This is a genomic window from Kaistella sp., assembly GCF_049588135.1.
Taxonomy (GTDB): Bacteria; Bacteroidota; Bacteroidia; order Flavobacteriales; family Weeksellaceae; genus Kaistella.
Genome location: NZ_JBAVFG010000141.1, coordinates 1 through 12,378 on the forward strand (window position 1 = coordinate 1; position 12,378 = coordinate 12,378).

Here is a 12,378-nt window from a genome sequence, read left to right on the forward strand (position 1 = left end):
ATTTTCGCAAGAAGTTTACCTAAAATGGTACGAAGAAATGACAATGTGGAGAAGGTTTGAAGACAAATGCCGTTCTCTTTATCTTAAACAAAAAATCAGAGGATTTTTACATTTATATAACGGTCAGGAAGCAATTCCTGCAGGTTTTACTCATGCCATGGATTTGTCCAAAGACAGCATGATTACCGCATATCGTTGTCACATTCATCCGATGGCGATGGGTGTAGATCCGAAAAGAATTTTGGCAGAACTTTGCGGTAAAGCCACAGGAACTTCTGGCGGAATGGGTGGTTCTATGCACATTTTCAGCAAAGAACACCGTTTTTATGGAGGTCACGGAATTGTAGGTGGACAGATTCCTTTAGGAGCAGGTATTGCTTTTGGAGATCAATACTTCGACAGAAAAGCGGTGAATATTTGTTTTTTCGGAGATGGAGCTGCTAGACAAGGATCCCTTCACGAAACTTTCAATATGGCGATGAACTGGAAACTTCCAGTGGTTTTCGTTGTAGAAAATAATGGATATGCAATGGGGACTTCTGTAAAAAGAACTGCAAACCATGAGGATATTTATAAATTAGGATTAGGATATGAAATGCCTTGTCTTGCTGTAGATGCAATGGATCCTGAGAAAGTTGCAGAAGCGGCTTTTGAAGCGATTGAAAGAGCGAGAAGAGGAGATGGTCCAACTTTTATTGAAGCGAGAACTTATCGATTCAGAGGACACTCAATGTCTGATGCAGAACCATATAGAAGCAAAGAAGAAGTTGCTGAATATAAAAAAGAAGATCCTATCGAAATCGTTAAGAAAAGAATCTTAGATAATAACTGGGCAACTGAGGATGAATTAACAGCGATAGAGGATAAATCCAAAGAGTTTGTTGAAGAATGTGTTGACTTTATGGAAAACTCTCCATATCCAGATTTAGATAAAGTGTATGACTACGTCTATGCTCAAGAAGATTATCCTTTCATCAATAAATTAGAAAATAACTAAAAATAATTCATTTGAAATCTGATTTTTCTTAAAGTCAGATTTCATTTATTGAATCTAAAATAACAGAATATTATGGCAGAAGTGATTACAATGCCCCGTCTCTCTGATACAATGACGGACGGTAAAGTGGCGAAATGGCACAAGAAAGTAGGAGATGCAGTAAAAGAAGGAGATATCTTAGCCGAAATCGAAACTGATAAAGCCGTACAAGATTTCGAATCAGAATTTAACGGGACATTATTATTTATAGGTACAGACGAAGGTGGCTCATCACCTGTTGATTCTGTATTGGCAATTATCGGAAATCAAGGTGAAGATATTTCTGCTTTAATAGGAGGAAAAACTCAAGCGACGGTTTCTGAAAAAGTTGAAGAAAAATCTTCCACAGAAACACCATCTGCAAGTACTCAAGAAATTCCTGCTGGTGTTGAAGTAATCACAATGCCCCGTCTTTCTGATACGATGACTGAAGGAAAGGTTGCAAAATGGCATTTCAAAGTAGGTGATACCGTAAAAGAAGGAGATGTTTTAGCAGAAATTGAAACCGATAAAGCGGTTCAAGATTTTGAATCAGAAGTGAATGGAACTTTACTTTACACAAGCGTTGGCGAAGGTGAGGCGAGTCCTGTTGATACGGTTTTAGCAATCATTGGACCTGCAGGAACAGATGTTTCTGGTTTTACTTCTGGTGGAACGAAAAAAACAGAATCAAAAACGGCCCCTGAAAAACCAACAGAAAATGGTTCAGCTACTGGAAATACCCCAACACAAACTGCTACAAATTCATCTACTGAAAGATTGGCAATTTCTCCTTTGGCTAAAAAAATGGCTGAGGATAAGGGAATTGATGTTCATTCTTTAAAAGGAAGTGGTGAAAATGGTAGAATTATAAGAAAAGATATTGAGAATTATCAACCAAGTGCTGCTACATCGGCTAAACAAGAAGTTTCAACTTCGGTTGCTGCTCCAGCGCAAGTTGCTATGAATTTCGTTCAGGGTGAAGATTCTGAAACTCCAAATTCACAAGTAAGAAACATTATTGCAAAACGACTTTCTGAAAGTAAATTTACTGCACCGCATTATTATTTGATCGTAGAAATCAATATGGATAAAGCGATTGAAGCGAGAAAAGAAATTAATTCTTTACCAAATACCAAAATTTCATTTAATGATATGGTGATTAAAGCTACAGCAATGGCTTTAAGAAAACATCCACAAGTGAATTCTACTTGGAAAGAAGATAAAATCATTCATCACGGAAATATCAATGTGGGTGTTGCAGTTGCAATTCCAGACGGTTTGGTAGTTCCTGTATTGAAAAATGCAGATCAAATGAATTATAACCAGATTTCTGCAGGCGTAAAAGATATGGCAGGAAGAGCGAAATCCAAAGGATTGAAAGCCAATGAAATGGAAGGTTCTACTTTCTCTGTGTCTAACTTAGGAATGTTTGGAATCGAAACTTTTACCTCGATTATCAATCAACCGAATTCTGCGATTCTTTCTGTAGGAGCGATTGTTGAAAAACCAATTGTTAAAAATGGTCAAATCGTGGTAGGAAATACCATGAAACTTTCTTTGGCATGTGACCACAGAGTAGTTGATGGCGCTACAGGAGCGCAGTTCTTGCAAACTCTTAGAACTTATTTAGAACAACCTTTATCCTTACTATTGTAAGAAGTATTGCAAATATTTTAAATCAAACCTTTCAGTATTTAATTGCTGAAAGGTTTTTTTTATCATCATATTTGAAGGTAATTTAAAGCAAATTCACTATTTTTGAAGCTATGATTAAAGCGTATAATATTCATAAATCCTATGGTGATTTAGAAGTGTTGAAAGGAGTTGATATTCACATTTTAAAAGGGGAAGTTGTTTCGATTGTCGGGGAATCCGGAGCCGGAAAATCGACTTTACTACAAATTTTAGGAACGCTTGATAAGCCCACTAATCCTAAACATTTTAATACTCAAATCGAATTAGCGGGTCAGTCTTTCATTAATATGAATGATCGACAATTGTCGAAATTTAGAAATGAAAATATTGGATTTGTCTTTCAGTTTCATCAACTTTTACCCGAATTTTCAGCGTTGGAAAATGTTTTGTTGCCAACGAAAATTGCTGGTAAAAATGAGAGCGAATCACTTGATAAAGCCTATTCCCTTTTTGAAGATTTGAATATTGCTCACAGAATTCATCATAAACCCAATCAAATGTCAGGCGGTGAAGCGCAGAGAACGGCGGTGGCAAGAGCGCTCATCAATTCTCCTAAAATTATTTTCGCAGATGAACCAACTGGGAATTTAGATTCTAAAAATGCAGATGATCTGCACCAACTTTTCTTTGATTTAAGAGATAAATACCATCAAACATTTGTAATTGTAACTCATAATACTCATCTTGCAGATACGACTGATCGTAAGTTGGTGATGAAAGACGGACAAATTATTTATTAATATCTACTTTTAAGAAAATGACAATCGTTTTATTTTTCTTAAATTTAAAAGTTAATTCTCAAAATCTTTTGAAATGTCTATTAAATTTCTTGCAGAAGACGATCGACCAAGAGAGAAGTTTTTATTAAAAGGTAAGAATTCACTTTCAGATGCAGAGTTGTTGGCAATCATTATGGGCAGCGGAAACAGAGAAGATTCTGCTGTAGAATTAGCAAGAAAAATTTTCGATTCTGTAGGTAATAATTGGCATAATTTATCGCTTCTGCGAATTTCAGATTTAATGAAATTTAAAGGAATAGGAGAGGCAAAGGCCATTTCGATTGCGGTCTCGCTTGAAATTGGAAGAAGAAGAGCGGCGCAAGAAGTTCCTGAAAAAACACAAATAAGCAGCAGCAAAGAAAGTTACAATATATTATTACCTTATTTATCAGATCTGCATACCGAGGAGTTTTGGGCGATTTATTTAAACCAAAATAATAGAGTTTTAGGCAAAAGTAAATTATCTTCTGGTGGAATTAATCAATCGGTTGTAGATGTTAGAATTCTTTTTAAAACCGCTTTAGAACACCTCGCAACAGGATTAATTATCGCACATAATCATCCTTCAGGGAATCTGAAACCCAGCTCAGAAGATATAAGAATTACGAAACAAATTACTGATGCTGGAAAAATTTTAAATATCCAATTATTAGATCACTTGATCATTTCGCAAAATGCTTATTTAAGTTTTGCAGACGAAAATTTATTATGATTAAAAAATTAAAGTACCACGAAATTAATTTCGAAAAATATAGCGAATGTTTAGAAAATGCCTGTCAAAACGCTGATTATGCTGACCAACAGTTCTTGGGTATTGTATCGAATCGCCAATGGTTTCTTTTGGTCTATGGAGAGTATGACGCAGTAATGCCAGTTTCTTATGTTCGTAAATTGGGATTGACTTTTATTCTAATGCCGAAAATGTGCCAGCAGTTAGGCGTTTTTTCTAAAGTAGATAACCCTGAAATTAATCAGAAATTTTATGATTTTTTAGATAAGAATTTTCTGGTTTTGATGTATGCTTTCAATGCCGATAATCAGTTTAACGATGCTGTTCAAATGAAAACTTCATATCTTTTAAAGAAAGATAATTACCCGACTATTAAAAAGAAATATAGCAGCCACCGAAGAAGAAATGTACGGATTATTGGTGATTTGGTTGGGAATATTAATTTTAAAGAAAATTGGAAAGAAGACGATAAACTGTTCTTTTTAAAAAATATAAAAGGAACCCATAAGGATAAAGACAATCAAAATTATTTTAAAATTTTCAAAGATCTTTTAGAAAAAAATGTTGGCTATTTGCGAATCTTAGAATTTGAGGATAACATTCAATCCTTTGTTTATTTATATGAAGGAAAAAACCGAAGATATCTGAGTTTGTTTATCAATGAATACCCATTAATCAACCCGAATTTTCCGTCAATGATGATTGATTATTGTTTGCAAGATTTCATTGAAGACAAAGATTTCGACTTTATGGGTAGTGAAGTGGTGAATGTTGCCAAATTTAACGAGCGGTTTGGTGCTATTTCTTACCAATATCCGATTTTAACGAATACCAAGATTACTTTATTGAAAAATTTATGGAAGAAATACAGAATTATCACTAATTTTGCATCGTAGAAAAAACCAATGATTGAATCGCCTTATTTTCCCTACGCATTTGCATTACTGATTGCTGTCCCTTTCTTGATATATACCAGACAATTTGTGTACAGTTATATCAAATTCAAAAAACAGGAACTTAATTTTTTAATGGTAAAAGGACAATCCGAGCAAAGAATTCATGCCTATGAAAGAATTATCCTTTTCTTAGAGAGAATAAAGCCAGCCAACTTAGTGACTAAATTTGATGAAAAATTAGCAGCTCACGAATATTTGTTTTTAATTGAAAAAACCATTAATGAAGAATTCGATTATAACGCATCTCAACAGCTTTATTTAACCAAAAACTCTTGGAATAAAGTAGTGAATTGTAAAAATAATATTCTGCATTTGCTTCATGAAACTTATGAGAATCTTAGTAATGAAAGTACTTTACAAGATTATAAGACGGTTTTTTTGATGAATTATATGAACGAGCAAGATTATATTTCGAACGGTATAGAAGACCTTAGAAAAGAAAACTTAATTATAAATTAAAATAAAATAATGATACCGAATTTTAAAGCTCATCCATGGCATGGGATTCCTGTAGGGGATGAAGCACCAAATGTTGTAAATGTCTTTGTGGAAATTGTACCAAGTGATACTATTAAATATGAAATCGATAAACAAAGTGGTTATTTGAAAGTTGACCGCCCACAGCAATTTTCCAATATTATTCCAGCTTTATACGGATTTATTCCGAGAACTTATTGTCATGATGAAGTATTGAAACTTGCCCTAGAGAGTGGCGCCGAAAACGTTAGTACAGGTGATTTAGACCCGTTGGATATTTGTGTACTTAGTTCTCACAATATACACTCAGGAGGAATGTTGATGGAAGCAATCCCAATCGGTGGTTTTAAAATGATTGATAAAGGAGAAGCTGATGATAAAATTGTTGCAGTAATGAAAGGTGACCATGCTTTTGGACATTTTAGAGATATTGCCGAATTGCCACAAGCAGAAGTGAAGCGATTAATGCATTATTTCCTTACCTACAAAAACCTTCCAGACGAGCCAGCTAAATGTACCATCCACGAAGTTTATGGTGCGGAACATGCAAAAAAAGTGATTAAAGCATCACAAAAAGATTACGCCAATAAATTTGGTGGCTAGAATCATCAATCATTCATAACTTATAATAGACAAATGTTTTCATTTGTCTATTTTTATTTGAAATCCTTTTCATAAATTATTCAATTGAAACGGTATTTTAATTTTTAGAATAATGAGTCATTTCATCAGCCATTAAACTACAAAACACCGAGCGAAATACATCATCAAAAAGAAAGATCATAAAATAGATAACCCTAAGAAATGGACTGAAATTCTATTGATGAAAAAAAACATAAAGTTCAAAAAAAAAGCGTATTTTCGAGTAAAGTTTTAATTAACAAAAAATTAACATTAATAAAATTAACCTCAAAAAGTACTTTATGGATTTATTATTTTATCTCGTACCAATATTTGGTATTGTCGCCTTAATCTACACTTTTATTCAAAGCTCCTGGGTGAGTAAGCAAAATGCAGGAAATGACCGTATGAAAGAAATCAGCGGTTTTATTTCAGATGGTGCAATGGCATTTCTAAAAGCCGAATACAAAGTAATGACCTACTTCGTGGTAGTGGTTGCTATTTTATTGGCGGTAATGGGCGGCTCAAGTGCTAATTCTCACTGGAGTATTGGTATCTCATTCGTATTAGGCGCAATTCTATCTGCTTTAGCAGGTTTTATCGGAATGAAGATTGCGACTAAAGCCAATGTAAGAACTGCAGAAGCTGCAAAAACTTCTTTGTCTAAAGCATTGAAAGTTTCCTTCACTGGAGGTTCCGTAATGGGAATGGGAGTTGCTGGTTTAGCTGTTCTAGGTTTAGGAGGTTTGTATATCATCATCAAGCAAATTTTTGCTCCCGGTGCTGGTGTCGATTCTCATGAGATGGAAAGAACCATTGAGATTCTTACGGGATTCTCTCTTGGTGCAGAATCCATTGCACTTTTCGCCAGAGTTGGTGGTGGTATATATACTAAAGCTGCTGACGTAGGTGCCGATTTAGTAGGAAAAGTAGAAGCAGGAATTCCCGAAGATGATCCTAGAAATCCCGCAACGATTGCTGATAACGTAGGAGATAACGTAGGTGATGTTGCTGGGATGGGAGCCGATTTATTCGGATCTTATGTTGCAACCGTTTTAGCGACAATGGTTTTGGGTAGAGAAACTTTATCGATAGATGCTTTCGGAGGTTTTGCTCCGATTCTTTTACCAATGTTAATTGCAGGAACAGGAATTATTTATTCCATGATTGGGACTCTATTTGTGAAAATTGGTGAAACGACAAGTTTAGATATTACGCCGGTTCAGAATGCTTTGAATTTCGGAAACTGGGGAAGTATTGTATTAACAGCGATCTCTTCTTATTTTTTGGTGAATTATTTGATGCCAGAAACCATGACTTTAAGAGGTCATGACTTTACGAAAATGGGAGTTTTCGGCGCAATCATCGTAGGATTAGTGGTTGGTACCTTAATGAGTATCATCACCGAATATTATACGGCAATGGGAAAAAGTCCTGTGAAAAGTATTGTAAAACAATCCTCTACAGGACACGCAACTAATATTATTGGAGGTCTTGCAGTTGGGATGGAATCTACATTATTGCCAATTCTTGTATTGGCAGGTGGTATTTACGGATCTTACCTTTGTGCAGGATTATATGGTGTTGCAATTGCTGCAGCGGGAATGATGGCAACTACCGCAATGCAGTTGGCGATTGATGCTTTTGGACCCATTGCCGATAACGCAGGTGGAATTGCCGAAATGAGTGAACTGCCAAAAGAAGTTCGTGAAAGAACAGATGTTTTAGATGCGGTAGGAAATACAACAGCAGCAACTGGGAAAGGTTTTGCAATTGCTTCTGCAGCTTTAACGGCTTTAGCATTATTCGCAGCCTTCGTGGGAATTGCGGGAATTGATGGAATTGATATTTATAGAGCCGACGTATTAGCGGGATTATTTGTAGGAGCCATGATTCCATTTATTTTCTCATCTTTGGCAATTAGAGCAGTAGGAACTGCAGCAATGGCAATGGTAGAAGAAGTTCGTCGCCAGTTCCGTGAAATTCCTGGAATTTTGGAAGGCAAAGCTATTCCCGAATACGAAAAATGTGTCGCGATTTCTACAGATGCATCGCTTAAAAAAATGATGCTTCCAGGAGCAATTGCTCTTGTTTCGCCATTATTAATAGGCTTTATTTTCGGTCCAGAAGTTTTAGGAGGATTCTTGGCAGGAGCTACGGTTTCTGGAGTATTGATGGGAATGTTCCAAAACAATGCTGGAGGAGCTTGGGATAATGCTAAAAAATCTTTCGAACAAGGAGTAGATATCAATGGGGAAACGCATTACAAAGGTTCAGATGCACACAAAGCTTCAGTAACTGGAGATACTGTAGGTGATCCATTTAAAGATACTTCTGGACCATCGATGAATATTTTAATTAAATTAATGTCGATTATTTCTTTAGTGATCGCACCTACTTTAGCAGTTTTACACAAAGATAAAATTGATGAAAATAGAAAAGCTAAATTAGCGTCTTTACAAAAAATGGCAGGAATCTCAGCAGCAACAATTTCAGTAGAAAGTGTAGAAACAATTACTCCTTTAAAAGGTACCCTTAATAATGAAGGCGATTTCGTTTATGATACTGGCAATATTCAAGAAATTAAACTTACAAATAAATCAATTGGTGTTGGCGAAAATAGCCAGTTGCTCGCTTTGTATAATGATCTAAAATCAAAAGATCAAAAAGTTTTGGAAAATACAAAATGGTTTACCATTGAAAATCTTCATTTCCAAACAGGAAGCAGTGATTTGAAACCAGGTTCAGAAGAGCAATTAAATAATCTAGCTGAAATCTTAAATGCTTTTCCGACTGCTAAAGTGAAATTAGGAGGCTACACTGATAACACAGGAAGTGAAGAAAGTAATTTAAAACTCTCAAGTTTGCGGGCAAAAACTGCAAAACTGAAATTAACAGAAATGGGAATTGCTGCCGACAGAGTAGAAGCTGAAGGTTACGGTGCTCAACATCCAATTTGTGCAGCTAATGACACCAACGAGTGTAAAGCACAAAACAGAAGAATTGATGTTCGTATTTTAAACTTTTAAGTCGAATAAGTTCTTATAGAAATAATAAATCCCAGCTGAAAAGTTGGGATTTTTTTTATAAAAATTAGCATTAAAGATCAATGCAATTGATTTTCGTCTATCATCTATCGTCTATCATCTAAAAAAACTCACCACCCCTTTTTCCGAACATACAAAAAGGTAATAATTGTAATAATTCCCATTAACCCTAAGGTATAAAAATAACCATATTCAAAATGCAACTCTGCCATAAAATCGAAATTCATTCCATAAATCCCTGCGATAAAAGTAATCGGGAAAAAGTACATGGAGTAAATAGCTAAAACTTTCATCACCTGATTTGCCTTTTGATCACTCATCGCCAGAAACATCGAAATCAAACTGGTCACCTGCGTATTCAAATGCTCAAAATCGGCAATTACATCTTTATGCTTGTCTTTTAAATCAGTTATTGCAGTATCATCGAGATGAAGTAATTTAAATTTATCAACCCAAACCGTAGAAATGTTGAGGATTCTTGTGTTCAAACCTGATTTTCTTTTCAACCGATAAAGCCGTCTAATATGATTAGAATGATTGGTCGTTTTAAGGAAAATTTCACTCTCAATCTGATCCATTATTTCCAATAGATTTTGCGATTCGTCATCGTAAGACTTCATCACTTTTAATGCTAAATTCAATGCGATTTGATCTCGGGTAATATGTTCATTTTGCGGCAGTATGATTTCTTTTTTTAAGTCGTAAATGCTTTTATTTTTCAATCGGTGAATGGTAATGATGACTTTATCAATCAAAAAAATCCCGAGTTTGGTAGAAATATCACTGATGGTATTTAGATTCGACCTTTCCAATTGGGTATTTTCACGCATCAAGAAAAAATTAACATTTCCGTCTTGCTCAAATTTCGGCAAGTGATTCGCATCAATCGTATCTTCCAGTAGCAGGGAATTAATATCGTAACGCTGGTGCAGAAAAGCCAAATCCTCTTTGGTTGGACTTTCTACATCGATCCATTCACAATGTTCATTTTTAAATAAAATTTCAATAGCCATATCGCAAATTTAAGTTAAAATTAACATTTAAATCCACAAAATATAGACCAACGAATTAAAATTATCATGGTGATTATAAGCCACAAATTCATGAATTTCTATATTTAATCACTTCATTTTATTTCTCTAAAAGGAAAAGCTAAAAGATTAGTTTAGCACTTTTATAATAGAACAAGAACATACTTAAATGAATTTGCGAATTCGTGGCAAAAAAGTTAATATATTTGCTTTGAAACAAAATTTATAGGTGTCCAATAAAATTTATCTTATTTAAAGTTTTTAAATTATGCTTAAAAGTTATATTAAAGGAGTCGGCCATTATGTTCCAGAAAATGTAGTAACCAACGATGATTTATCCAAACTGATGACCACCAATGACGAGTGGATTACAGAAAGAACGGGAATCAAAGAACGGCATCACCGTAAAAACAGAAACGATTCCGAAGAAACCACCGCTTATCTAGGATTCAAAGCCTCGGAAGCTGCGTTGAAAATGGCAGGAATGACCGGAAAAGATATCGATTATATTATCTTTGCCACCCTTTCTCCAGATTACTTTTTCCCAGGTTGTGGCGTGCTTTTACAGGAAATGTTGGGTTGTGATACAGTTGGCGCTTTAGATGTAAGAAACCAATGTTCTGGTTTTGTTTATGCGATGAGTGTTGCCAATGCTTTTATTAAATCAGGTCAGTACAAAAATATTTTAGTTGTCGGTGCAGAAGTGCATTCTTTTGGTTTAGACTTTTCTGATGCTGGACGCGGAGTTTCCGTTATTTTTGGAGATGGGGCAGGAGCCCTAATTTTATCAGCAACGGAAGATGAAAATGCTGGAGATATTCTTGCAACCAATATGCATTCTGAAGGAAAACATGCCGAAGAATTATGCACCAAATTTCCAGGATCTAAATTTGGCTGGAGCGATCGTATGAGACTGGAACCAGAAAACGTGACCGATGAAGAAGTTTATCCGATAATGAATGGGAATTTCGTATTCAAACATGCCGTAACCCGATTTCCCGAAACCATGATGGAAGCTTTAAATAAAGCAGGGAAAAAGCCAGAAGATCTAGATCTGTTTATTCCTCATCAGGCAAATTTGCGGATTGCACAGTTTGTACAAAAACGTTTCGGATTATCAGACGAAAAAGTCTATAACAATATTCAAAGATTTGGAAATACTACTGCAGCTTCAATTCCATTAGCTTTGAGTGAAGCCATCGAAAATGGAAAAATAAAAAGAGGAGATTTAGTTCTGCTTTCCGCTTTCGGAAGTGGGTTTACCTGGGGGTCGGTACTTTTCAATTATTAAAATAGAAAAATGCGTCGATCGACGCATTTTTTCATGGTATCCTTACGAAATCTACTTTCTGCGAAGTATTGCCCATGGCAAAAGGTGTGCAATTATTATTGCCATTGTTTGTGGTTTTTATTTGAAAAAAATCATTAAAATATTTTTACTGTATTTGTAACTTTATTATAATCAGATTATTATATCTTACTATTCAATGTGAGACGATCAGTTTCTTGCAATTAAATTTTTTTTTTTCTCTTTCACAGAAAGCAGATTCCCGAGGTTGAGCCATAGTCTATTCGCCCACTCCCTAAAGTCGCCATCAGTAATCATCGGATCAAAGAAGTTACGGACAAAGAAGTTCGTTTTGGCTACAAAGATTATCGCAAAGAAGGTCAGAAAAAAGAAATGACTTTATCGAATACTGAATTTGTGCGAAGGTTCAGTCTTCATATCCTGCCGAGAAGGTTTGTACGGATAAGGCATTACGGAATTTTAAGCAGCAGTTGGAAACATGGAAAACTACAGGCTTTACAATCTGATTTAAACATCCAGATTCCGGAAGCAAAACCCAAAACTTTGCTCAATAAATGCCGGTGTTGCAAAGAAGGAAACTTAATCACCATCGCCCTTTTCGGACAAAGAGGACCGCCACAGGAATTTCTTTTCGTCACCCAAAATTTGTCTGCAAAATAAACCTTTGCGGGTAAGGGAAATTATGTTCTGCAGGAAAGAAAAACCGCAGAAAACC

At 35.3% G+C, this 12,378-nt stretch carries 10 protein-coding genes and 1 pseudogene; 10 read left to right on the forward strand and 1 reads right to left on the reverse strand.

All coding sequences use genetic code 11. The features are described 5' to 3' along the window. The 8 genes from pdhA to WBY99_RS08305 all read left to right on the forward strand — a co-directional run. Positions 1–997: pyruvate dehydrogenase (acetyl-transferring) E1 component subunit alpha (gene pdhA / locus WBY99_RS08270; RefSeq protein ID WP_423975861.1), on the forward strand; the 997-nt coding region annotated here is incomplete at its 5' end. Positions 998–1,069: 72 nt separating this feature from the next. Next, complete coding sequence (locus WBY99_RS08275) at positions 1,070–2,674, forward strand: 2-oxo acid dehydrogenase subunit E2 (protein ID WP_423975862.1); 1,605 nt, start codon at positions 1,070–1,072, stop codon at positions 2,672–2,674. A 110-nt stretch (positions 2,675–2,784) separates the two neighbouring features. Continuing rightward, on the forward strand, positions 2,785–3,453 hold the full coding sequence (locus WBY99_RS08280) for an ABC transporter ATP-binding protein (protein ID WP_423975863.1): 669 nt from the start codon (positions 2,785–2,787) through the stop codon (positions 3,451–3,453). Positions 3,454–3,526: 73 nt separating this feature from the next. Next, entirely contained in the window at positions 3,527–4,204 is a 678-nt protein-coding gene (radC, locus tag WBY99_RS08285; protein ID WP_423975864.1) for a RadC family protein, read from the forward strand. Continuing rightward, entirely contained in the window at positions 4,201–5,118 is a 918-nt protein-coding gene (locus tag WBY99_RS08290) for a hypothetical protein (protein ID WP_423975865.1), read from the forward strand. The genes radC and WBY99_RS08290 overlap by 4 nt, the downstream gene beginning before the upstream one ends. A 9-nt stretch (positions 5,119–5,127) precedes the next feature. Then, the gene (locus WBY99_RS08295; protein WP_423975866.1) at positions 5,128–5,637 is read left to right on the forward strand and encodes a hypothetical protein; all 510 of its coding nucleotides are present in this window, start codon (positions 5,128–5,130) and stop codon (positions 5,635–5,637) included. Positions 5,638–5,646: 9 nt separating this feature from the next. Beyond that, the gene (locus WBY99_RS08300) at positions 5,647–6,258 is read left to right on the forward strand and encodes an inorganic pyrophosphatase (protein WP_423975867.1); all 612 of its coding nucleotides are present in this window, start codon (positions 5,647–5,649) and stop codon (positions 6,256–6,258) included. 320 nt (positions 6,259–6,578) lie between these two features. After that, on the forward strand, positions 6,579–9,305 hold the full coding sequence (locus WBY99_RS08305; protein WP_423975868.1) for a sodium-translocating pyrophosphatase: 2,727 nt from the start codon (positions 6,579–6,581) through the stop codon (positions 9,303–9,305). A gap of 128 nt (positions 9,306–9,433) precedes the next feature. Here the strand turns inward: WBY99_RS08305 and WBY99_RS08310 are convergent, their stop codons facing one another. Next, a complete protein-coding gene (locus WBY99_RS08310) occupies positions 9,434–10,336 on the reverse strand; it encodes a CorA family divalent cation transporter (RefSeq protein ID WP_423975869.1) in 903 nt (300 codons plus the stop codon). A gap of 286 nt (positions 10,337–10,622) precedes the next feature. On the opposite strand from WBY99_RS08310, the gene WBY99_RS08315 reads away from it, so the two are divergent. Beyond that, the gene (locus tag WBY99_RS08315; protein WP_423975870.1) at positions 10,623–11,645 is read left to right on the forward strand and encodes a 3-oxoacyl-ACP synthase III family protein; all 1,023 of its coding nucleotides are present in this window, start codon (positions 10,623–10,625) and stop codon (positions 11,643–11,645) included. A gap of 294 nt (positions 11,646–11,939) precedes the next feature. Continuing rightward, positions 11,940–12,323, forward strand: a pseudogene (locus tag WBY99_RS08320) (transposase); the annotation flags it as partial. Positions 12,324–12,378: the final 55 nt, after the last annotated feature.

Excerpts from the sequence above, each read along its gene's own strand:
- WBY99_RS08275 (WP_423975862.1), top strand. The coding sequence starts at position 1,070 with ATGGCAGAAGTGATTACAATGCCCCGTCTCTCTGATACAATGACGGAC.
- WBY99_RS08290 (WP_423975865.1), top strand. The coding sequence starts at position 4,201 with ATGATTAAAAAATTAAAGTACCACGAAATTAATTTCGAAAAATATAGC.
- WBY99_RS08280 (WP_423975863.1), top strand. The coding sequence starts at position 2,785 with ATGATTAAAGCGTATAATATTCATAAATCCTATGGTGATTTAGAAGTG.
- radC (WP_423975864.1), top strand. The coding sequence starts at position 3,527 with ATGTCTATTAAATTTCTTGCAGAAGACGATCGACCAAGAGAGAAGTTT.
- WBY99_RS08305 (WP_423975868.1), top strand. The coding sequence starts at position 6,579 with ATGGATTTATTATTTTATCTCGTACCAATATTTGGTATTGTCGCCTTA.
- WBY99_RS08315 (WP_423975870.1), top strand. The coding sequence starts at position 10,623 with ATGCTTAAAAGTTATATTAAAGGAGTCGGCCATTATGTTCCAGAAAAT.
- WBY99_RS08295 (WP_423975866.1), top strand. The coding sequence starts at position 5,128 with ATGATTGAATCGCCTTATTTTCCCTACGCATTTGCATTACTGATTGCT.
- WBY99_RS08300 (WP_423975867.1), top strand. The coding sequence starts at position 5,647 with ATGATACCGAATTTTAAAGCTCATCCATGGCATGGGATTCCTGTAGGG.
- WBY99_RS08310 (WP_423975869.1), bottom strand. The coding sequence starts at position 10,336 with ATGGCTATTGAAATTTTATTTAAAAATGAACATTGTGAATGGATCGAT.